The sequence below is a fragment of the Streptomyces sp. NPDC002463 genome, assembly GCF_042889835.1.
In the GTDB taxonomy this organism is placed as follows: domain Bacteria; phylum Actinomycetota; class Actinomycetes; order Streptomycetales; family Streptomycetaceae; genus Streptomyces; species Streptomyces nymphaeiformis.
Window position 1 is genome coordinate 350,666 of the sequence record NZ_JBIARL010000002.1, and the last position, 21,285, is coordinate 371,950.

At 73.0% G+C, this 21,285-nt stretch carries 15 protein-coding genes; 7 read left to right on the plus strand and 8 right to left on the minus strand.

Annotated elements, in window-relative coordinates:
- Positions 1–208 precede the first annotated feature (208 nt).
- The 4 genes from trpB (at position 209) to lgt (ending at position 4,232) form a co-directional block, all read left to right on the plus strand.
- Positions 209–1,456: a tryptophan synthase subunit beta gene (gene trpB / locus ACFYX3_RS06755; protein WP_359520171.1), complete on the plus strand. Its 1,248-nt coding sequence runs from the start codon at positions 209–211 to the stop codon at positions 1,454–1,456.
- Positions 1,453–2,274 (plus strand): tryptophan synthase subunit alpha, encoded by an 822-nt coding sequence (trpA, locus tag ACFYX3_RS06760; protein WP_389008897.1) that lies wholly within the window; start codon positions 1,453–1,455, stop codon positions 2,272–2,274. The genes trpB and trpA overlap by 4 nt, the downstream gene beginning before the upstream one ends.
- 64 nt (positions 2,275–2,338) lie before the next feature.
- Positions 2,339–3,160 carry a thioredoxin domain-containing protein gene (locus ACFYX3_RS06765; protein WP_389008900.1) on the plus strand — a complete coding sequence of 274 codons (822 nt, stop codon included), beginning with the start codon at positions 2,339–2,341 and terminating at the stop codon, positions 3,158–3,160.
- 88 nt (positions 3,161–3,248) lie between these two features.
- Positions 3,249–4,232, plus strand: a complete 984-nt coding sequence (lgt, locus tag ACFYX3_RS06770) for a prolipoprotein diacylglyceryl transferase (RefSeq protein WP_389008903.1) — start codon at positions 3,249–3,251, stop codon at positions 4,230–4,232.
- Between the two features lie 72 nt (positions 4,233–4,304).
- On the opposite strand, the gene ACFYX3_RS06775 is transcribed toward lgt, so the two are convergent.
- The 7 genes from ACFYX3_RS06775 to ACFYX3_RS06805 form a co-directional block, all read right to left on the minus strand.
- Positions 4,305–5,165 carry an HpcH/HpaI aldolase/citrate lyase family protein gene (locus ACFYX3_RS06775; RefSeq protein WP_389008906.1) on the minus strand — a complete coding sequence of 287 codons (861 nt, stop codon included), beginning with the start codon at positions 5,163–5,165 and terminating at the stop codon, positions 4,305–4,307.
- The gene (locus ACFYX3_RS06780) at positions 5,162–6,364 is read right to left on the minus strand and encodes a CaiB/BaiF CoA transferase family protein (protein ID WP_376584797.1); all 1,203 of its coding nucleotides are present in this window, start codon (positions 6,362–6,364) and stop codon (positions 5,162–5,164) included. The genes ACFYX3_RS06775 and ACFYX3_RS06780 overlap by 4 nt, the downstream gene beginning before the upstream one ends.
- Positions 6,361–7,281: a ribokinase gene (gene rbsK, locus ACFYX3_RS06785; RefSeq protein ID WP_389008910.1), complete on the minus strand. Its 921-nt coding sequence runs from the start codon at positions 7,279–7,281 to the stop codon at positions 6,361–6,363. The genes ACFYX3_RS06780 and rbsK overlap by 4 nt, the downstream gene beginning before the upstream one ends.
- Positions 7,278–8,888, minus strand: a complete 1,611-nt coding sequence (locus ACFYX3_RS06790) for an ADP-ribosylglycohydrolase family protein (protein WP_389008913.1) — start codon at positions 8,886–8,888, stop codon at positions 7,278–7,280. The genes rbsK and ACFYX3_RS06790 overlap by 4 nt, the downstream gene beginning before the upstream one ends.
- Positions 8,885–10,036: an ADP-ribosylglycohydrolase family protein gene (locus ACFYX3_RS06795; RefSeq protein WP_389008916.1), complete on the minus strand. Its 1,152-nt coding sequence runs from the start codon at positions 10,034–10,036 to the stop codon at positions 8,885–8,887. Before ACFYX3_RS06795 ends, ACFYX3_RS06790 begins: the two co-directional genes overlap by 4 nt.
- On the minus strand, positions 10,017–11,351 hold the full coding sequence (locus tag ACFYX3_RS06800; RefSeq protein ID WP_389008919.1) for an ADP-ribosylglycohydrolase family protein: 1,335 nt from the start codon (positions 11,349–11,351) through the stop codon (positions 10,017–10,019). Before ACFYX3_RS06800 ends, ACFYX3_RS06795 begins: the two co-directional genes overlap by 20 nt.
- A 167-nt stretch (positions 11,352–11,518) precedes the next feature.
- A complete protein-coding gene (locus tag ACFYX3_RS06805; RefSeq protein WP_389008922.1) occupies positions 11,519–12,514 on the minus strand; it encodes an ADP-ribosylglycohydrolase family protein in 996 nt (331 codons plus the stop codon).
- A 261-nt stretch (positions 12,515–12,775) separates the two neighbouring features.
- On the opposite strand from ACFYX3_RS06805, the gene ACFYX3_RS06810 reads away from it, so the two are divergent.
- From ACFYX3_RS06810 to ACFYX3_RS06820, 3 genes are all read left to right on the plus strand, one after another.
- Complete coding sequence (locus tag ACFYX3_RS06810; RefSeq protein ID WP_382651542.1) at positions 12,776–13,504, plus strand: VIT1/CCC1 transporter family protein; 729 nt, start codon at positions 12,776–12,778, stop codon at positions 13,502–13,504.
- Between the two features lie 497 nt (positions 13,505–14,001).
- Positions 14,002–18,564: a glutamate synthase large subunit gene (gene gltB / locus ACFYX3_RS06815; protein ID WP_389008925.1), complete on the plus strand. Its 4,563-nt coding sequence runs from the start codon at positions 14,002–14,004 to the stop codon at positions 18,562–18,564.
- The gene (locus ACFYX3_RS06820; protein WP_389008928.1) at positions 18,557–20,017 is read left to right on the plus strand and encodes a glutamate synthase subunit beta; all 1,461 of its coding nucleotides are present in this window, start codon (positions 18,557–18,559) and stop codon (positions 20,015–20,017) included. The genes gltB and ACFYX3_RS06820 overlap by 8 nt, the downstream gene beginning before the upstream one ends.
- Before the next feature lie 98 nt (positions 20,018–20,115).
- On the opposite strand, the gene ACFYX3_RS06825 is transcribed toward ACFYX3_RS06820, so the two are convergent.
- Complete coding sequence (locus ACFYX3_RS06825) at positions 20,116–21,231, minus strand: LLM class flavin-dependent oxidoreductase (protein ID WP_389008931.1); 1,116 nt, start codon at positions 21,229–21,231, stop codon at positions 20,116–20,118.
- Positions 21,232–21,285 lie beyond the last annotated feature (54 nt).

Sequence of the window (21,285 nt, forward strand, 5' to 3'; positions counted from 1 at the left end):
GGGTCCAGGCGCGGAAGCCTGGGCCCGGCAAGGGGCGCCGTCCGTTGTGCCCACCCGTTCCGCCCTGCGGAACGATTGCCCACAACGGCGGAGCGCAAGCCCGCACGTGCCCGGGCGAGGCGTTGCCGCATGCGTGACCGGTCGCGCGCATAACGTGACCACCAACCCCACGTATCCCGGGGCCCCGCCCCGCGAGGAGCGCATCCGCATGTCCAGCGAGTTCTTCATCCCGGACCTGGAAGGCCAGGTCCCCAGCCCGGAGGGCTACTTCGGCGCCTACGGCGGCAAGTTCATCCCGGAGGCCCTCGTCGCCGCCGTCGACGAGGTCGCCGTCGAGTACGAGAAGGCCAAGGCGGACCCCGAGTTCGCCCGCGAGCTCAACGACCTGATGGTCAACTACACCGGCCGGCCCAGCGCCCTCACCGAGGTGCCGCGGTTCGCCGAGCACGCCGGCGGTGCCCGGATCTTCCTCAAGCGCGAGGACCTCAACCACACCGGCTCGCACAAGATCAACAACGTGCTCGGTCAGGCCCTCCTGACCAAGCGCATGGGCAAGACGCGGGTCATCGCCGAGACCGGCGCCGGCCAGCACGGCGTGGCCACGGCCACCGCCTGCGCCCTGTTCGGCCTCGAGTGCACCATCTACATGGGCGAGGTCGACACCCAGCGCCAGGCCCTCAACGTGGCCCGGATGCGGATGCTCGGCGCCGAGGTCGTCGCCGTGAAGTCCGGCAGCCGCACCCTCAAGGACGCCATCAACGAGGCCTTCCGCGACTGGGTCGCGAACGTGGACCGGACGCACTACCTCTTCGGCACGGTCGCGGGACCCCACCCCTTCCCCGCCATGGTCCGCGACTTCCACCGGGTCATCGGCGTCGAGGCCCGCCGCCAGATCCTGGAGCGCGCCGGGCGGCTGCCCGACGCGGCCATCGCCTGCGTCGGCGGCGGCTCCAACGCCATCGGCCTCTTCCACGCCTTCGTCCCGGACGCGGACGTGCGCCTGATCGGCTGCGAGCCGGCCGGCCACGGCGTCGAGACCGGCGAGCACGCGGCCACCCTCACCGCCGGCGAGCCCGGCATCCTCCACGGGTCCCGCTCCTACGTCCTCCAGGACGAGGAGGGCCAGATCACCGAGCCGTACTCGATCTCGGCGGGCCTCGACTACCCGGGCATCGGCCCCGAGCACGCGTACCTGAAGGACAGCGGCCGCGGTGAGTACCGCGCCGTCACCGACGACGCCGCCATGCAGGCGCTGCGCCTGCTCTCCCGTACGGAGGGCATCATCCCGGCCATCGAGTCGGCGCACGCCCTCGCCGGGGCCCTGGAGGTCGGCAAGGAGCTCGGCAAGGACGCCCTGCTCCTGGTGAACCTCTCCGGGCGCGGCGACAAGGACATGGACACCGCCGCTCGCTACTTCGGGCTCTACGACAACGGCGCCGAGGGGGGCTCCAAGTGACCACCGGAAACATCCAGCTGCTGAGCGACACCCTCGCCAAGGCCAAGGCCGAGAACCGGGCCGCGCTGATCGCGTACCTGCCGGCCGGCTTCCCGACCGTCGACGGCGGCATCGCCGCCATCAAGGCCGTCTTCGACGGAGGCGCCGACGTCGTCGAGGTCGGGCTTCCGCACAGCGACCCGGTCCTCGACGGGCCGGTCATCCAGACCGCCGACGACATCGCGCTGCGCGGCGGCGTGAAGATCGCCGACGTCATGCGGACGGTGAAGGAGGCCCACGCGGCCACCGGCAAGCCGGTCCTGGTCATGACGTACTGGAACCCGATCGACCGGTACGGCATCGAGCGCTTCACCGAGGAGCTCGCCGCGGCCGGCGGCGCGGGCTGCATCCTGCCCGACCTGCCGGTCCAGGAGTCCGCCGTCTGGCGCGAGCACGCCGACAAGCACGGTCTCGCGACCGTCTTCGTCGTCGCGCCCAGCAGCAAGGACGAGCGCCTCGCCACCATCACCGCGGCCGGCTCCGGCTTCGTCTACGCCGCCTCGCTGATGGGCGTCACCGGCACTCGCGAGTCGGTCGGCGAGTCGGCCGCCGACCTGGTCCGCCGCACCCGCGCCACCTCGGACCTGCCGGTGTGCGTCGGGCTCGGCGTCTCCAACGCCACGCAGGCGAAGGAGGTCGCCGGCTTCGCCGACGGCGTCATCGTCGGCTCCGCCTTCGTGCAGCGCCTCCTCGACGCCGACGGCGACGAGGCGGCCGGACTCACCGCCGTAAGGGAACTGGCGGCCGAACTCACCGAGGGCGTCCGCCGCGCTCCGTAGCCCGTTCGGGTGGATATGGGACCGGGGAGGCGCGGATGTGCCTCCCCGGTTCGTTGCCTGGGGCGTGAGCGAGAACAAGCGGAACGGTCCGCAGAGTGCCCGGGAGCGGCTCAAGGAGCAGCGCGAGCGCGACAAGGCCCGCGAGAAGCAGCGGCGCGTCCTGATCGTGTCGGCGGCGGTGGTCGGCGTCCTCGGCCTGGCCGCGGTCGTCGGCGTGATCGCCGCGGGCGGCGACGACAACAGCGGATCCGACAAGGCGGGGCCGGTGGTCGCGCCGACCGGGGCGACCGACGAGGACGGCAAGCCCGCCATCCCCACGGGCAAGGCGGACGCCCCGTCGACGCTCGCGGTCTGGGAGGACTTCCGCTGCCCGGCGTGCGCCCAGTTCGAGAACGTCATGCGGGACACGATCCACGAGCTGCAGGCCTCCGGCGCGCTCCGGGTCGACTACCACCTCGCCACCCTCATCGACGGGAACATGGGCGGCAGCGGCTCGCTGCGCGCGGCGAACGCGGCGGCGTGCGCCCAGGACGCGGGGAAGTTCACCGCGTACCACGACACGCTGTACATCAACCAGCCGCCGGAGACGGACGACGCCTACGGGAAGAACGACAAGCTGATCGAGCTGGCGGCGAAGGTCCCGGGGCTCGACACGCCGGCCTTCCGCAGCTGTGTGAACGACGGCACGCACGACAGCTGGGTGAAGAAGTCGAACGAGGCCTTCCAGAACGGCGGCTTCCGCGGCACCCCGACCGTTCTCCTCAACGGAGAGTCGATCTTCCCGACCAAGGGGAACGAGCAGATCTCCCCGGAGAACCTGAAGAAGTGGGTCGCCGAGGCCAACAAGGGCAAGAAGCCGGGCACCGCCTCCCCGTCGGCGGGTTAGCCGGCGGCTCGGCAGACCGATTGGTTACCCAGAAGTTGCCGGGCGGGCTGCCGTCATGCCCGCCCGGCAGGGTAGCGTCGGTTCTGCCATGGACCTTGCCTACATTCCCAGCCCGTCGACCGGCGTGATCCACCTCGGACCGATCCCGCTGCGCGGCTATGCCTTCTGCATCATCATCGGTGTCTTCGTTGCCGTCTGGCTCGGCAACAAGCGCTGGATCGCCCGGGGCGGCACCGCCGGCACCGTGGCCGACATCGCCGTCTGGGCGGTGCCCTTCGGCCTCGTCGGCGGACGCCTCTACCACGTGATCACCGACTACCAGCTGTACTTCAGCGAGGGTGAGAACTGGGTCGACGCCTTCAAGATCTGGGAGGGCGGCCTCGGTATCTGGGGCGCCATCGCGCTCGGCGCGGTGGGCGCCTGGATCGGCTGCCGCCGTCGCGGGATCTCCCTGCCGGCGTACGCGGACGCCATCGCCCCCGGCATCGCCTTCGCCCAGGCCATCGGCCGCTGGGGCAACTGGTTCAACCAGGAGCTCTACGGCAAGCCGACCGACGTGCCGTGGGCGCTGAAGATCACCGAGGGGCCCAACCGCGAGGCAGGGCTCTACCACCCGACCTTCCTGTACGAGTCGCTGTGGAACGTCGCCGTCGGCTTCCTGGTCATCTGGGCCGACCGCCGCTTCAAGCTCGGCCACGGACGGGCGTTCGCCCTGTACGTCGCCGCGTACTGCTCGGGCCGCGTGTGGACGGAGGCGCTGCGCGTCGACGAGGCGCACCACATCCTGGGCCTGCGGCTCAACGTGTGGACGGCGATCATCGTCGGCCTGCTGGCCGTCGTCTACTTCGTGGTCTCGGCCCGCCTGCGGCCCGGCCGCGAGGAGATCGTGGAACCGCGGACCGCGGCCGCGGAGAAGGCCGACGGGAACACGGACGCCGTCGAGGGTGCCGAGGCCGCCGAGGCCGAGGCCGCGGACGCCGTCGAGGACGAGGCCGCAGGGCCCGGGGACGAGGACAAGGAAACCGACGGCAACGGCGCCGACCACGGCGCGGGGTCGGCCGCCAAGAGCTGACCGGCCCGAACGTCACGAGGGCCGCCGGAGCCGAAAGGTTCCGGCGGCCCTTTCGCATGCGGGGGTTACGGGTCAGCCGGCGCGGGCCGCGAGGGCGAGGACCCGGTGGGCGCCCTCCACCACCGCCGCGTCGACGAAGCGGCCGTCCGGGAGGGCGAGGGCGCCCCGCTCGGTCGCGGCCGCCGCGACGACCTCACGGGCCGCGTCGACCTCCGCCGGGGTGGGCAGATAGGCGCGCTCGATGACCGGGAGCTGACGGGGGTGGATGGCCGCCCGGCCGAAGAAGCCCATGGCCCGGCCCCGGGCGCAGCCTGCGGCCAGCGCGTCCAGGTCGCGGATGTCCGGGTGGACGGACTGGGCCGGCGGGGGGAGGGCGGCCGCGCGGGCCGCGACCACCACCCGCCCGCGCGACCAGTCGAGGCCGGTGTCCTGCCGTACCCCCAGGTCGGCGCGGAGATCGGCCTCGCCGAGGGCGATGCCGCGCACGGCGGGATGGGCGGACGCGATGGCGTAGGCGTGCTCGACGGCGAGGGCGCTCTCCAGGAGCGGATAGAGCGCGCGGCCGGGGGCGAGCCCGGCGATCCGCTGGATGTCAGTGGCCTGTGTCACCTTGGGTACACGGAGACCTGAGAGGCCGGGGAGGGGGGCCAGGGTGGGGATGTCGCGCGGGGTGTGGATGCGGACGTGCACCGGGACGGGGTGGACGTCGGCGAGGAGATCGGCCGTGGCGTCGAGGGCGTACGCCTTGCGCTGCGGGGCGACCGCGTCCTCCAGATCGACGATCACGACGTCGGCGCCGGAGGACATGGCCTTGCGCACGACCTCGGGGCGGTCGCCGGGGGCGTACAGCCAGGTGAGGGGCGCGACGGGGTGCGCGGTGGCGTCCTCGGCGCGCCCGACGGCCGAGCCGGTGGGGCCGCTGAGGGGGCTCATACCGCTCCTTGCTCGCGCAGGGCGTCGATCTCGGCGGGGGTGAGGCCGAGCTCGGAGAGGACGGCGGTCGTGTCGGCGCCGTGCGGGCGGCCGGACCAGCGGATGCCGCCGGGGGTCTCGGAGAGGCGGAACAGGACGTTCTGCATCTTGATCGGGCCGAGCTCGGGATCCTGCACCTCGGTCACGGTGCGGAGCGCCCGGTACTGCGGATCGTCCATGACGTCCCGGACGTCGTAGACGGGGGCGATGGCCGCCTCCGCCTTCTCGAAGGCCGCCATCGCCTCGTCGCGGGTGTGCCGGGCGATCCACGAGCCGACCGCCTCGTCGAGGACGTCCGCGTGCTCGGCGCGGCCCGTGCCGTCGGCGAACCACGGCTCGTCGATCAGCTCCGGGCGGCCCACGAGCCGCAGCACCCGCTCGGCGATCGACTGGGCGGAGGTGGAGACGGCGACCCAGGAGCCGTCGGCGGTCCGGTAGGTGTTGCGCGGGGCGTTGTTGCGGGAGCGGTTGCCGGTCCGGGGCTGGACGTAACCGAGCTGGTCGTACCAGAGGGGGTGGGGTCCGATGACGGAGAGCATCGGTTCGATGATCGCCATGTCGACGACCTGGCCGCGGCCGGTCGTGGTCCTGGCGGTGAGCGCGGTCATCACCGCGTACGCCGTGGCGAGGGCGGCGATCGAGTCGGCCAGGCCGAAGGGCGGCAGGGTCGGCGGGCCGTCCGGCTCGCCGGTGATCGCGGCGAAGCCGCTCATCGCCTCGGCGAGGGTGCCGAAGCCGGGGCGGTGGGCGTACGGACCGAACTGGCCGAAGCCGGTGACCCGGGCGAGCACCAGACGCGGGTTGACGGTCGACAGCTCCTCCCAGCCCAGACCCCAGCGCTCCAGGGTGCCCGGGCGGAAGTTCTCCACGATCACGTCCGCGTCGGCGGCGAGCGCGAGGAGGGTGTCGCGGCCGCCCGGTGACGACAGATCGAGGGTGATCGCCCGCTTGTTGCGGCCGAGGACCTTCCACCACAGGCCGATCCCGTCCTTGGCGGGGCCGTGGCCACGGGACGGATCCGGCTTGCGGGGGTGCTCGACCTTCACGACGTCGGCGCCGAAGTCGCCCAGCATCATGGCCGCGAGCGGGCCGGCGAACAGGGTCGCGAGATCCAGGACGCGCAGCCCCCGCAGGGGCGCCGTGGACGTCTCGGTGGTCATACGGCGTTCGCCTCCAGCGTGTCGGGGGAGCGGAAGGCGGCCTCGATCTCGACGCGGTACGGCATCGAGGTCGACGCGCCCTCGCGCCGGACGGAGAGCGCGGCGGCCGTCTGCGCCCAGGCGAGGGCCTCCGGGGCGGGGCGGCCCTCGCCGAGGGCGACCGCGAGGGCGCCGACGAAGGTGTCGCCCGCCCCCGTGGTGTCCACGGCCCGGACCCGGGGCGCGGGCACGGCGACCGGCTCGGCGCCGCGCACCGCGTACAGGCTGCCGGCCGCGCCCAGGGTGACGACCACCTCGGGGACGTCCCGCAGCAGGGCCTGCGCGGCCTCGCGCGGGTCGGTGAGGCCGGTGAGCGCGGCGGCCTCGTGCTCGTTGGGCACCAACAGGTCGGTGGCGGCGAGGAGTTCCGGCGGCAGAGGCTGCGCGGGGGCGGGGGTGAGGACCGTGCGGACGCCGAGCCGGCGGGCGGTCTCGGCGCCCTCGACGACGACGGACAGGGGGAGTTCGAGCTGGAGGAGCAGGGCGTCGGCGGTGCCGATGAGGGCCTCGTCGCCGTGGGTGAGGGAGGTGACGGTGCCGTTGGCGCCGGGGACGACGACGATCGCGTTGCCGCCCTCGTCGTCGACGACGACATGGGCGGTGCCGGAGGGGCCCTCGGCGGTGCGGAGCAGATCGATGTCGACCGCGCAGTGCTCCAGGGTGGCGCGCAGCTGTGCCCCGAAGCCGTCCGCGCCGACCGCGCCGATCATCGCGACCTCGCCGCCCGCGCGGGCGGCGGCGACGGCCTGGTTGGCGCCCTTGCCGCCGGGGATCGTACGGAAGGAGCGGCCGGTGACCGTCTCGCCGAGGGCGGGGGCCCGCGGCACGTAGACGACGAGATCCATGTTCGTGCTGCCGAGCACGACGATGCTGGTCATGGGCGTACTGCCTCCAGGTGTGTCAGTTCGGCCAGGGTGTCGAAGCCGATGCCGTCGAAGGACGGCACCGAGGTCGCGAGGCGGTTCTTGAGCGGGGAGGTCCAGCGCTCCGGCAGCCGGTCGGGGTGCCCGGCGAGCAGCCCGGCGAGCGAACCGGCGGTGGCGCCGTTGGAGTCGGTGTCCCAGCCGCCCGAGACCGCCGCGCAGATCGAGCGCGAGAAGTCGCCGTCGGCGTGGGTGAGGGCGGCGGCGAGCAGGGCGGCGTTCGGGACGGCATGCACCCAGTGGTACCCGCCGAGTTCGGCGTGCAGCCGGTCGACGACGGTGTCGAAGTCGGGCTCTGTCCGGGCGTACGCGATGCCGCGCCGGACCGCCTCCGCGAGACGGGAGCGCGGCGGGACGACGGCGAGGCCGGCGGCGAGGGACCGGTGGACGTCGGCCGTACCGGTCGCCGCGGTGGCGAGGGCGGCGGCGACGAACATGGCGCCGTAGACGCCGTTCGCGGTGTGCGTGAGCACCGCGTCCCGGTGCGCCTGCGCGGCGGCGGCCACCGGGTCGCCCGGGTGCGTCCAGCCGTGGACATCGGCCCGGATCTGGGCGCCGATCCACTCGCGGAAGGGGTTGCGGCGGACGGCGGTCAGCGGGGGTTCCACACCGTCCAGGAGATTGCGGTAGGCGACGCGCTCGGCCGTGAAGGTGCGGCCGGCGGGGAGCTCGTCGAGCCAGAGGCGGGCGACGTCGGCGGTGGTGAAGTCGCGGCCGTACCGCTGGAGGAGCAGCAGGTTGAGGAGGGGGTAGTTGAGGTCGTCGTCCTCGGGCATCCCGTCGATGTTCTCGGCGAGCGACGTGGCGGCGGAGCGACGGTTCCAGGGGTGTGCGGCGAGCAGCTCGGGCGGGACGCCGCGGGCGGTGAACCAGGTGGAGAGGGGCCAGTTGCCGGCGGCGCGGGCGAGGGCGCGGAGGGCGGCGAGGGGGAGCTTCTCGACGGGCTTGCCGAGGAGGCAGCCGACGGCTCGGCCGAGCCAGGCGGCGTGGAGGCGGTCGCGGAGGGCCGCTTCCCGTCCCGTTGTGGGCACGACGGACGGCGCCCCTGCCGGCGCCAGAGGCTCCCGCGCCCTGACCCGCGTGACGTCGTGCGCCGCCGCTGTGGTGCGGGTCGAGGCGCGGAACGCGGAGGCGCCGCTAGGGGCGCCGTCCCGTGTGCCCACCCTCCCCCGAGTTCTCGGCTTCGCTCGAACAGGGGGGACTCCCATCGCCCCAGCGGGACGATTGCCCACACGGGCGGGGGCACCGTCCGCCTCGGCGTGGGGCCACACGGGTGCGGGTTCGGGGGCTGTCGCCAGGGCCTGGATCGCGGGCAGGGCCGTGGGCTCGTGGGCCGACAGGGGCGCGGGCAGGGACGCCAAGGCGTCCAGGAGTTCCTCCGCCAGGGGGCGGAGGTCCGGACGGGGGATCCCGGAGGCGCCCGCCGTCTCCGGGGCCGGGGGGCCGCCCGCCTCCGTCCAGCGGGCGGTCAGGGCGGCGGTGTCGCGGCCGTCCTCCGCCGCCTGGCGGAGTTCGTGGCCCACCAGGTCCTCCGGCTGGACCCAGGTCAGACGGAGGGTCACCGGTCCGCGCTCGTCAGGGTGGCGAAGGCCGATTCGTGGGACCGGCGGGTCTGCGCGTCCCCGGCGAAGATCTCGCGGGCCACGCGCGCCAGCGCTCTCGCCGGGGCGTGCAGGTCCAGGCGGCTCGCCTCCGCCACCTGCTTCGCCCACTCCGCGGGGACGGCCGCCTCGCCGTGCAGCGCGCCGACGATCGCGCCCGCCATCGTGGCGATCGAGTCGCAGTCGCGGCCGTAGTTGACCGCGCCCAGGACCGTGCGGCGGAAGTCGCCCTCGCCGACGAGCAGCATGCCCAGGGCGATCGGGAGTTCCTCGATCGCGTGGAGGCGGGAGGGGCGGCGGGCACCGAGGGACGGGGAGCGGTAGTCGGGGCCGACCGTGTCGAAGGGGGCGACCGCCCTGCGGAGGGGGTCGAGCGCGGACTCGAAGTCCGTGTGGGCGGAGGCCGCTTCGGCGACCGCCTCGATCGCCGCGTGCGTACCGTCCTTCGCGAGGGACAGGGCCTCCTCCACCACCGACGACGGTGTCGCGCCCGGCGTGCACGCCGCCGCGACCGCCGCCGCGAAGACACCCGCCGCCTCCCGGCCGTACGAGGACTGGTGCGCGCCCGTCAGGTCGATCGCCTCGGCGTAGGCGGCCGCCGGGTGGGCGGCGTTGACCAGGCCGACGGGCGCCATGTACATCGCCGCCCCGCAGTTGACGACGTTGCCGCTGCCCGCCTCGCGCGGGTCGACGTGGCCGTAGTGGAGCCGGGTCACGATCCACTTCTCGGCCAGGAAGATCCGCTGGAGGGGGAGTGCCTCGGCCTCCAGCTCGGGGATCCAGACGGGGGAGCCCATGAGTTCGGGGACGAGGTGGTCCGCGACCGCGTACGCGTCGAGGTGGCCGCGGACCTTCTCGTACACCCGGATCAGCGCGTGCGTCATCAAGGTGTCGTCGGTGACGTGCCCGTCGCCCTTGTGGTACGGCGCGATGGGCCGCGCGGTGCGCCAGTCGCCGCCGTTCCAGGGGCCGACGATCCCGGTGACGCGGCCGCCGTGGCGTTCCAGGATCTGCTCGGGGGTGTAGCCCTCGACGGGGCCGCCGAGGGCGTCGCCGACGGCGGCCCCGAGGAGACTGCCGGTGATCCGGTCATCCAGTGTGGGTGTCATGTCTGAATTGTCCACCTGGGGTGGCCGGTTCCGCGGCTCCGAGCAGCCCGGCGAGTTCCACCAGATCCGTACCCGCGAGCCGGGGCAGCGCGCAGCCCGCGAGCGTCCTGCACGCCTCGCGCCAGCTGCCCGGGACCGAACGGCCGCCGCCCAGCGCGCCGGTGAGCGCGCCCGCGAGCGCGGGGGCCGAGTCGGCGACCCGGGAGAGACAGACGGCGGCCGGTACCGCCGCCGTCATCTCGCCCCGGGCGGCGGTGGCGAGGGCCAGGGCGACCGGGACGGTCTCGGCGGCGGCGATGCCGTAGCTGTAGACGTGGTCGACGATCTGGTGCTCCAGGAGCGGGACGAGCTCGAAGGCGGAGTCGGCGGCCCGGGCCAGTTTCACGGCGTGCCGGGCGTTGCGGCCGATCTCGGTGACGGGCGGGAGTTCGGCGAGCGCCGCCTCGACGGCCTCGTCGACCGTCGCCCCGCCGAGGGCCGTGGCGACGGCCGCCGCCGTCGCGCGGGCGCCGTGGACGCCGTCGCCGTCCTGCGTGTACCGGGCGTCGAACTCGGCGAGTTCGGCGGCGGCGCGGGGGTCGCCCGGGTGGACCAGGGCCAGGACGGCGGCGCGGACGCAGGCCGCGTCGTCGAAGTAGTGCGGGTTGTCGTGACCGGTGGCGGGCGGGCGCAGGCCGGTGGCGAGGTTGCCGAGGCCGGCGCGTACCGAGATGCGGGCGCGGAGGGGGAGTACGGCCGACTCGACCTCGGGGGCGCGGTCCGCCGCGGCGGCGACCTGGCCCGCGAGGGCGTTCCAGGCGAGGTCGACGGCGGCGCGGAGCCTTCGGTCCGCGGGGAGGCCCCCGAAGACCGGGCCTGCGGCGGCGAGGATCGCCTCGGCGGTGAAGACCGCCCACTCGGCGTCGTCCGAGGGGCCGAGGCGGAGGGGCTCGGGGGGCTGGTTGAGGGCGATGGGGACGGGGAGGGTGGTCGTCGCGTTCTGCTCGGCGAAGGTGTCGAGTTCGCGGGTGAGGCGGCGGGTCCATTCGGGCATGCGGGCGGCGCGGTGCCGTGCGGCGGGCCAGCCGGCGGCGTCGCCTGCGGCGATGCCGAGGAGGAGGCCCTCGACCGCGTCGCGCTTCGGGCGGGTCCCGTTCGGTGCGCCCGGCACCGGGGGCGCCGCGCGGTCCTGGTGGACGCCGTTCCAGGAGCCGGTGCCCCGCACCGGGGCGGGGTCCTGCGAGGCCGGGCCGTGTGGGGTCAGGTCCAGCAGTTCCGCGTTCTGTGCCGGGGTGAGGTCCTGCGGGTCACCGAGCAGGGGTCCGGAACCCGGCATCGGGGGCTGTGCCCACCCTCCCCCGAGCTCTCGGCTTCGCTCGACCAGGGGGGACCCCCCTCGCCCTGCGGAACGATCGCCCACAGCTGGTGCGGCGACCGCGCCCGCCTCCGGGGCCTCGCCCACAGCAGGTGCGCCGGCGCCGGCAACCGTCGTCAGGTCCGCGCTCATGCCGCCTCCTCCGGGGTCAGGAGGTCCGCCACGTCCAGGACGTGGTAGCCGCGCATCGAGGGGAGGCAGCTGCCGGTGACCGGGGCGATGGCTGTGGCCCAGTCGGGTGGGATCGCGTTCACGCCGCCCGCCGCGCCGGCCAGGGCGCCCGCCACCGCCGCCGTGGTGTCGGCGTCGCGGCCCATGTTGACGGCCGTGAGGACGGCGGTGCGGAAGTTGCCCCGGGCCGCCGCGAAGGCGCCGAACGCCAGGCCCACCGCCTCCGGCGCCAGGTCCGTCCAGGGGTAGCCGCCGATGACGACAGCCGAGCGGACCTGGCGTTCGCGGGTGAGCGGGTCCGGCTGGACGCGCTGGGCCGCGACGACCGCGCGGCGCAGGGAGCGGGCCGTCCAGGAGTCCATGGGGATGACGGAGAGGGCCGCCGCGATGACGGACGTCACCGTCGCCCCCGTCATCGCCGCCGCCACGCCCGCCGCCACCGCCTGGCCCCCGTAGATGCCCTCGCCCTCGTGGCTGACGCTGCCGTCGATGGCGACCAGTCGGGCCGCCTCCGCCGGGCGCCCGGCGGCGAAGACCCCGAAGGGCGCCGCCCGCATGGCGAGGCCGTCCGACCACGCGTGGCGGTGCTGGGCGGAGATGGGGGCCGCCAGGCCCCGGCGGAGGTTCTCCAGGGTGCCGCGCTCGGAGAAGCCCGCCCCGCGGAACGGGCCTTCGTCGAGGTCGGCGATCCAGTGGTGCCAGGCCCGTTCGACGTGGTGGACGGTGAGCGCGGAGCCGTGCCGCGCGAGGAGCAGCGCCGAGAAGATGGCGTACTCGGTGTCGTCGGTGCCCGCCGGGCTGTCCGTGACGAAGCCCTCGATGCGGCCCCAGCGGCGGCGGATCTCGGAGGGCTTCATGTTCTCGGCGGGCGCGCCGAGCGCGTCGCCGACGGCGAGGCCGAGGAGCGCTCCCCTCGCCCGTTCACGCGTGTCGCAGGCCGTCCTCGTCACCATCTCGCGCCCCTTCCTCGACTTCCTCGACGGAGCGCCGACAGCGGCGCCCCGATGCCTGGATCTGTGCCACGACAGGCCGCGAACTCGCCGAAGAAACGTCTCTGTCACCCGGCTGACACCCCGCCAGGTTGGGATGCCCTCACTGAGGCGGGCCTTAGTAAGTACGGCCTGGCTTGCTGGCGAGCCCCTTACATCGGGCGTATTTTCGACGGTGTTGGGGGCGGCGGGTGCATCCCGGCCCGCCGGATCGAGGGGAGAGCCATGTCCATCATCGAAGCTCAGGCGCCACTGCACGAGGCCCACCGCGACAACCACACGCACCGCGACGTGAACGGCGGTTGGCTGCGCCCGGCGGTGTTCGGCGCGATGGACGGACTCGTCTCCAACCTCGCCCTGATGACCGGTGTCGCCGGTGGCGCGGTCTCCTCGGGGACCGTCGTCATCACGGGCCTCGCGGGCCTCGCGGCCGGCGCCTTCTCCATGGCGGCCGGCGAGTACACCTCCGTCGCCTCGCAGCGCGAGCTCGTCCAGGCGGAACTGGACGTCGAGCGCCGCCAGTTGCGCAAGCACCCCGTCGACGAGATGGAGGAGCTCGCCGCGCTCTACGTCTCCCGCGGTGTCGAGCCCGCGCTCGCCCGCGAGGTCGCGATGCAGCTGTCGAAGGACCCCGAGCAGGCGCTCGAGATCCACGCCCGCGAGGAGCTCGGCATCGACCCGGACGACCTGCCGTCGCCGATGGTCGCCGCCGTCTCGTCCTTCGGCTCGTTCGCGCTCGGCGCGCTCCTGCCCGTGCTGCCGTACCTGCTCGGGGCGACCGCGCTCTGGCCGGCCGTGCTCCTCGCGCTCCTCGGGCTCTTCGCCTGCGGCGCCGTGGTGGCCCGGGTGACGGCCCGCGGCTGGCTCTTCAGCGGTATGCGCCAGCTCGTCCTGGGCGGAGCCGCCGCGGCCGTCACGTACGGGCTCGGCATGCTCTTCGGGGCCGCCTTGTAGCCCACCGGGACCGGTACGGATTCCGTACCCCCCTACAAGACCGAGAGGCCCTCGAAAGGGGCCTCTCGGTCTTTTCGCGTCCTCTTTTCAGGACATAGGGCGCGGAACGGCTGTGACGTATATCCCTGGTCCATTCCGCTGCGGCGATGAGACACTATGCACGACGCCACATATGTAGCCGGTTACTCGGCGGTTTCGAACCCGTGACCAACGGGAAAGAGGCCTGAGCGTCACCGGGCAACGAAGCCCACGCTCAGCGACGGGTCGCCGGAGTCCCGAAGAACCTCCGGATCCCGATCCGTCCCCCGCGGGACAGCCTCTGTCGCCGCATCCCACAGGTGAACCCACACCACCGCTGCGTATCGGCGGTGTCCGCATGTTGGAACGAGCTTTCCACTTCGCGAGAAGCCGGCCATCATGTAACCTGCACGAAATTTCGCGGAGGGCCAACGTCGTCCCTCGGCAGCTCCATTGCCACGACGACGACGGGAGAGCCGATGCGTTCCGACGCCTGGTCGCCCATGGACGGTCGCCCCGCTGCTCAGGGGATGTACGACCCCCGTAACGAACACGACGCCTGCGGTGTCGGGTTCGTGGCCACCCTCACCGGTGTTGCCAGCCACGCGCTGGTCGAGCAGGCGCTGACCGTACTGCGCAACCTCGAGCACCGCGGCGCCACCGGCTCCGAGCCCGACTCCGGTGACGGCGCCGGCATCCTGCTCCAGGTCCCGGACGCCTTCCTCCGCGAGGTCGCCGGATTCGAGCTCCCCGAGGCCGGCGCGTACGCCGTCGGCATCGCCTTCCTCCCCGAGGACGGCACCGACGAGACCGCCGCGCAGATCGAGGCCATCGCCGCCGAAGAGGGCCTGAACGTCCTCGGCTGGCGCGAGGTCCCCGTCGCCCCCGAGCTCCTCGGCGCCTCCGCCCGCTCCACCATGCCGGTCTTCCGCCAGCTCTTCGTCGCCGACGGCGAGAGCACGGGCATCGCGCTCGACCGCAAGGCCTTCGTCCTGCGCAAGCGCGCCGAGCGCGAGGCCGCGACGTACTTCCCGTCGCTCTCCGCCCGCACCATCATCTACAAGGGCATGCTGACCACCGGCCAGCTGGAGCCCTTCTTCCCGGACCTGTCGGACCGCCGCTGCGCCACCGCCGTGGCCCTGGTCCACTCCCGGTTCTCCACCAACACCTTCCCGAGCTGGCCGCTGGCCCACCCGTACCGCTTCATCGCCCACAACGGTGAGATCAACACCGTCAAGGGCAACCGGAACTGGATGACCGCCCGCGAGGCCCAGCTCGACTCCACGGCCTTCGGCGAGGGCTCGCTGGAGCGGATCTTCCCGATCTGCACCCCGGACGCCTCCGACTCGGCCTCCTTCGACGAGGTCCTGGAGCTCCTCCACCTCGGCGGCCGCTCCCTGCCGCACGCGGTCCTGATGATGGTCCCGGAGGCGTGGGAGAACCACGAGACCATGGACCCGGCCCGCCGCGCCTTCTACCAGTACCACTCCACGATGATGGAGCCCTGGGACGGCCCGGCCTGCGTCACCTTCACCGACGGCGTCCAGGTCGGCGCGGTCCTCGACCGCAACGGCCTGCGCCCCGGCCGCTACTGGGTCACCGACGAGGGCCTCGTCGTCCTCTCCTCCGAGGTCGGCGTCCTCGACATCGACCCCGCCAAGGTCGTCCGCAAGGGCCGCCTCCAGCCCGGCAAGATGTTCCTCGTCGACACCGCCGAGCACCGCATCGTCGAGGACGACGAGATCAAGGCCGCCCTCGCCGCCGAGCACCCCTACGAGGAGTGGCTGGAGACCGGCGAGATCGAGCTCTCCGACCTCCCCGAGCGCGAGCACATCGTGCACACCCACGCCTCGGTCACCCGCCGCCAGCAGACCTTCGGCTACACCGAGGAAGAGCTCCGCGTCATCCTCGCGCCGATGGCCCGCACGGCCGGCGAGCCCCTCGGCTCCATGGGCACGGACTCGCCGATCGCGGCCCTGTCCGCCCGCCCGCGGCTGCTCTTCGACTACTTCACCCAGCTCTTCGCGCAGGTCACCAACCCGCCGCTGGACGCCATCCGCGAGGAGCTCGTCACCTCGCTCCGGTCCTCCCTCGGCCCCGGCAGCAACCTGCTCGATCCCACCGCCGGCTCGTGTCGCAGCGTCACCCTGCCCTTCCCGGTGATCGACAACGACGAGCTGGCCAAGCTCATCCACATCAACGCCGACGGCGACATGCCCGGCATGAAGGCCGCGACCCTCTCCGGCCTCTACCGCGTCTCCGGCGGCGGCGAGTCCCTCGCCGCCCGCATCGAGGCCATCTGCGCCGAGGCCGACACCGCCATCGAGGGCGGCGCCCGCCTCATCGTGCTCTCCGACCGGCACTCCGACGCCGAGCACGCGCCGATCCCCTCGCTGCTGCTCACCGCGGCCGTCCACCACCACCTCATCCGCACCAAGCAGCGCACCAAGGTGGGCCTGCTCGTCGAGGCCGGTGACGTCCGCGAGGTCCACCACGTCGCCCTGCTCATCGGCTACGGCGCCGCGGCGGTCAACCCGTACCTCGCCATGGAGTCCGTCGAGGACCTGGTCCGCGCCGGCACCTTCATCGAGGGCCTGGAGCCCGAGCAGGCCATCCGGAACCTGATCTACGCCCTCGGCAAGGGCGTCCTCAAGGTCATGTCCAAGATGGGCATCTCCACCGTCGCCTCCTACCGCGGCGCCCAGGTCTTCGAGGCCGTCGGCCTCGACGAGACCTTCGTCGCCACGTACTTCAACGGCACGGCCACCAAGATCGGCGGCGCCGGTCTCGACGTCGTCGCCAAGGAGGTCGCCGCCCGCCACGCCAAGGCGTACCCCGTCTCCGGCGTCCCCTCGGCGCACCGCGCCCTGGAGATCGGCGGCGAGTACCAGTGGCGCCGCGAGGGCGAGCCGCACCTGTTCGACCCGGAGACCGTCTTCCGCCTCCAGCACGCCACGCGCACCAAGCGGTACGACATCTTCAAGAAGTACACGGAGCGGGTGAACGAGCAGTCCGAGCGCCTCATGACGCTCCGCGGCCTGTTCGGCTTCGCCGCCGAAGGCCGTACCCCGATCTCCATCGACGAGGTCGAGCCGGTCTCCGAGATCGTCAAGCGCTTCTCCACCGGCGCCATGTCGTACGGCTCCATCTCCCGCGAGGCCCACGAGACGCTCGCGATCGCCATGAACCAGCTGGGCGCCAAGTCCAACACCGGTGAGGGCGGCGAGGACCCGGAGCGCCTGTACGACCCGGCGCGCCGCTCCGCGATCAAGCAGGTCGCCTCCGGCCGCTTCGGCGTCACCAGCGAGTACCTGGTCAACGCCGACGACATCCAGATCAAGATGGCCCAGGGCGCCAAGCCCGGCGAGGGCGGCCAGCTGCCCGGCCACAAGGTCTACCCGTGGGTCGCCAAGACGCGTCACTCGACGCCCGGCGTCGGCCTCATCTCGCCGCCGCCGCACCACGACATCTACTCCATCGAGGACCTGGCTCAGCTGATCCACGACCTCAAGAACGCCAACCCGGCCGCCCGCATCCACGTGAAGCTGGTCTCCGAGGTCGGTGTCGGCACGGTCGCCGCCGGTGTCTCCAAGGCCCACGCGGACGTCGTCCTCATCTCCGGCCACGACGGCGGAACGGGCGCCTCCCCGCTGACCTCCCTGAAGCACGCGGGCGGCCCCTGGGAGCTCGGCCTCGCCGAGACCCAGCAGACGCTGCTGCTCAACGGCCTGCGCGACCGGATCGTCGTCCAGACCGACGGCCAGCTGAAGACCGGCCGCGACGTGGTCATCGCCGCGCTGCTCGGCGCCGAGGAGTTCGGTTTCGCGACCGCGCCGCTCGTCGTCTCCGGCTGCGTCATGATGCGCGTCTGCCACCTCGACACCTGCCCGGTCGGCATCGCCACCCAGAACCCGGTCCTGCGCGACCGCTTCTCCGGCAAGGCCGAGTTCGTCGTCAACTTCTTCGAGTTCATCGCCGAGGAGGTCCGCGAGCTCCTCGCCGAGCTGGGCTTCCGCACCCTCGAAGAGGCCGTCGGCCACGCCGAGCTGCTCGACACCAGCCGCGCGGTCACGCACTGGAAGGCGCAGGGTCTCGACCTGGAGCCGCTCTTCTACGTGCCCGAGCTGCCCGAGGGCGCGGTCCGCCACGCCCGCGTCGAGCAGGACCACGGCCTGGAGAAGGCCCTCGACAACGAGCTGATCCAGCTCGCCGCCGAGGCCCTGGGCGCCGCCTCCGCCGAGGAGGCCCAGCCGGTCCGCGCCCAGGTCGCGATCCGCAACATCAACCGCACCGTCGGCACCATGCTCGGCCACCAGGTGACCAAGAAGTTCGGTGGCGCCGGCCTCCCGGCCGACACCGTCGACATCACCTTCACCGGCTCCGCCGGCCAGTCCTTCGGCGCCTTCCTGCCGGCCGGTGTCACCCTCCGCCTGGAGGGCGACGCCAACGACTACGTCGGCAAGGGCCTCTCCGGCGGCCGAGTGATCGTCCGCCCGGACCGCGGCGCCGACCACCTGGCCGAGTACTCGACCATCGCGGGCAACACGATCGGCTACGGCGCCACCGGCGGCGAGCTGTTCCTCCGCGGCCGCACCGGCGAGCGCTTCTGCGTCCGCAACTCCGGCGCCCTGGTCGTCTCGGAGGGCGTGGGCGACCACGGCTGCGAGTACATGACCGGCGGTACGGCGGTCGTCCTCGGTGAGACGGGCCGCAACTTCGCGGCCGGCATGTCCGGCGGCGTGGCCTACGTGATCGACCTCGACCGGGACAACGTCAACTCCGGGAACCTGGACGCGATCGAGACCCCGTCGGACACCGACAGGACCTGGCTGCACGACGTCGTGCGCCGCCACTTCGAGGAGACCGGCTCCACGGTCGCCGAGAAGCTCCTCGCCGACTGGGACGCCGCCGCGGCCCGGTTCAGCAAGATCATCCCCACCACGTACAAGGCAGTGCTCGCCGCCAAGGACGCCGCTGAGCTCGCCGGTCTCTCCGAGACCGAGACCACCGAGAAGATGATGGAGGCTGCGTCCCATGGCTGACCCCAAGGGCTTCCTGACCACCGGGCGCGAAGTCGCCCAGACCCGGCCGGTGGAAGAGCGCGTCAGGGACTGGAACGAGGTCTACGTCCCCGGCTCCCTGCTGCCGATCATCAGCAAGCAGGCCGGCCGCTGCATGGACTGCGGCATCCCGTTCTGCCACAACGGCTGCCCCCTCGGGAACCTGATCCCCGAGTGGAACGACTACGCCTACCGCGAGGACTGGTCGGCGGCGCAGGAGCGCCTGCACGCCACCAACAACTTCCCGGAGTTCACCGGCCGCCTGTGCCCGGCTCCCTGCGAGTCGGCGTGCGTGCTCGGCATCAACCAGCCGGCCGTCACCATCAAGAACGTCGAAGTCTCCATCATCGACAAGGCCTGGGACGCCAACGACGTCAAGCCGCAGGCGCCCGACCGCCTCTCCGGCAAGACCGTCGCCGTCATCGGCTCGGGCCCGGCCGGTCTCGCCGCCGCCCAGCAGCTGACCCGGGCCGGCCACACGGTCGCCGTCTACGAGCGGGCCGACCGCATCGGTGGTCTCCTCCGGTACGGCATCCCCGAGTTCAAGATGGAGAAGCGGCACATCAACCGCCGCATCGAGCAGATGCGCGCGGAGGGAACCAAGTTCCGCACGGGCGTCGAGATCGGCCGCGACATGCCGGCGACGGCGCTGCGCAACCGGTACGACGCGGTCGTCATCGCCGCCGGTGCCACCACCGCCCGCGACCTGCCCGTCCCGGGCCGCGAGCTGAACGGCATCCACCAGGCGATGGAGTACCTGCCGCTCGCCAACAAGGTCGTCGAGGGCGACTTCGTGGCCCCGCCGATCACCGCCGAGGGCAAGCACGTCGTCGTCATCGGCGGCGGCGACACCGGTGCCGACTGCGTCGGCACGGCGCACCGCCAGGGCGCGGCCTCGGTCACGCAGCTGGAGATCATGCCGAAGCCGGGCGACGAGCGGAACGCCGGCCAGCCCTGGCCGACCTTCCCCATGCTCTACAAGGTCACCTCGGCGCACGAGGAGGGCGGCGAGCGGGTCTACTCCGTCTCCACCACCCACTTCGAGGGCGACGAGGACGGCAACGTCCAGTTCCTCCACCTCGTCGAGGTCGAGTTCGTCGACGGCAAGCTGACCCAGAAGCCGGGCACGGAGCGCAAGATCCCCGCCCAGCTGGTCACGCTCGCGATGGGCTTCACCGGCACGGACGTGGAGAACGGCCTGGTCGCGCAGTTCGGCCTGGACCTGGACGAGCGGGGCAACATCGCCCGCGACGCCGACTTCGCCACCAACATCGACGGCGTCTTCGTCGCCGGCGACGCCGGCCGCGGCCAGTCCCTCATCGTCTGGGCCATCGCCGAGGGCCGCTCCGCCGCCCGCGGCGTGGACCGCTACCTGACGGGCGCCAGCTCCCTGCCGGCCCCGATTCGCCCGACGGACCGCGCCCTGATGGTCTGACCGGCCCCCGAAGACGTCCCGTACAACGACGTACGGAACTGAGCGCAGCGCCCCCCGAATGTCCCCGACCGGACGACTGGGGGCGCTGCAGCGCGTGGTCAGGCGGCGCGGAAGCGCGGGATGACGTGTTCGCCCCACTGCCGGATCGTCTCCAGGCAGACCTCCTGCGGCACCGTGCCCATCTGGATCAGGCACATCACCTCGTCGACGCCGATCTCCCGGAGGCGTTCCACGTAGGCGATCGCGGTGGTCGCGTCGCCGTAGGCGTGGTCCGTGTTGTACGTGCCGGTGTCGACCGGGCGGGCGGGGATGTCCGCCTCGTGGAGGCGGGCGATCAGCTTCTGCCTGCTCTCGTCGAGCGCTCCCGTGTGGTCCTCGTACTCCGCGTAGCCCGTGGGTGCCGGGGCGCCGCTGTACCAGTGGGCGATCGACTCGGCGAAGAAGCGCTGGCCCCGGGTGCCGAGCCGGAGGGCGCGGGCGGCGTCGTCGAGGACGATCGTGGGGCAGAGGGCGGAGAAGTGGTCGTTGACCTCGGTGGAGACGAACCGGGAGCCGTCCCGGGCGTCGATGGCCTCGTCGTACACCGCGCGCATCGCCCGGACGTCGGCGGCGCCCGCGAAGCCCATCACCAGGGCGCCGATGCCGAGTTCGGCGGCCTGCCGGAGCGACTCGTGCCGGGAGCAGGCCATGAAGAGCGGCGGATGGGGCGTCTGCACGGGGCGGGGCAGGACCGCGCCGGGGCCGATGTCGAGGGTGCCGTGCCACTCGAACTCCGGCTCCCGCCAGGCGGCGGCGAAGATCCGCAGGGCCTCCTCGGTCTGCGCGCGGGTGTCCTCCGGGCGCACCCCGAACATCCGGGTCTCCTGGCGGGTCGCGCCCCGGCCGGCGCCCACGTCGACCCGGCCGCCCGAGAGCACGTCGAGCATGGCGGCGCGTTCGGCGACCCGGACCGGGTGCTGGTAGCCGAAGGGCATCGTGACCACGCCGTGGCCGACGCGGATGCGCTCGGTCCGGGCGGCGACCCAGGTCAGGAAGACCTCGGACGCGCTCATGTGGGCGTACTGGGCGAGGGAGTGGTGCTCGACCGCCCAGATCCGGTCGAAGCCCATCTCCTCGGCGAAGACGGCCTGTTCGACGCAGTCGTGGATGACCTGGCGTTCGCGGTCGGGGGTCGGGTCGACGAGCTGCGCTTCGAAGATCATGGAGAACTTCACGGGACGCTCCTCCCGGGGCAGGCCGTCACTATGCCTAATCAAAATACTTCTAGC

Coding starts and splice junctions, on each gene's coding strand:
- ACFYX3_RS06800 (WP_389008919.1), bottom strand. CDS start 11,351: ATGCCGGGTTCCGGACCCCTGCTCGGTGACCCGCAGGACCTCACCCCG.
- ACFYX3_RS06820 (WP_389008928.1), top strand. CDS start 18,557: ATGGCTGACCCCAAGGGCTTCCTGACCACCGGGCGCGAAGTCGCCCAG.
- gltB (WP_389008925.1), top strand. CDS start 14,002: ATGCGTTCCGACGCCTGGTCGCCCATGGACGGTCGCCCCGCTGCTCAG.
- rbsK (WP_389008910.1), bottom strand. CDS start 7,281: ATGACCAGCATCGTCGTGCTCGGCAGCACGAACATGGATCTCGTCGTC.
- lgt (WP_389008903.1), top strand. CDS start 3,249: ATGGACCTTGCCTACATTCCCAGCCCGTCGACCGGCGTGATCCACCTC.
- ACFYX3_RS06805 (WP_389008922.1), bottom strand. CDS start 12,514: ATGGTGACGAGGACGGCCTGCGACACGCGTGAACGGGCGAGGGGAGCG.
- trpB (WP_359520171.1), top strand. CDS start 209: ATGTCCAGCGAGTTCTTCATCCCGGACCTGGAAGGCCAGGTCCCCAGC.
- ACFYX3_RS06780 (WP_376584797.1), bottom strand. CDS start 6,364: ATGACCACCGAGACGTCCACGGCGCCCCTGCGGGGGCTGCGCGTCCTG.
- ACFYX3_RS06775 (WP_389008906.1), bottom strand. CDS start 5,165: ATGAGCCCCCTCAGCGGCCCCACCGGCTCGGCCGTCGGGCGCGCCGAG.
- ACFYX3_RS06795 (WP_389008916.1), bottom strand. CDS start 10,036: ATGACACCCACACTGGATGACCGGATCACCGGCAGTCTCCTCGGGGCC.
- ACFYX3_RS06810 (WP_382651542.1), top strand. CDS start 12,776: ATGTCCATCATCGAAGCTCAGGCGCCACTGCACGAGGCCCACCGCGAC.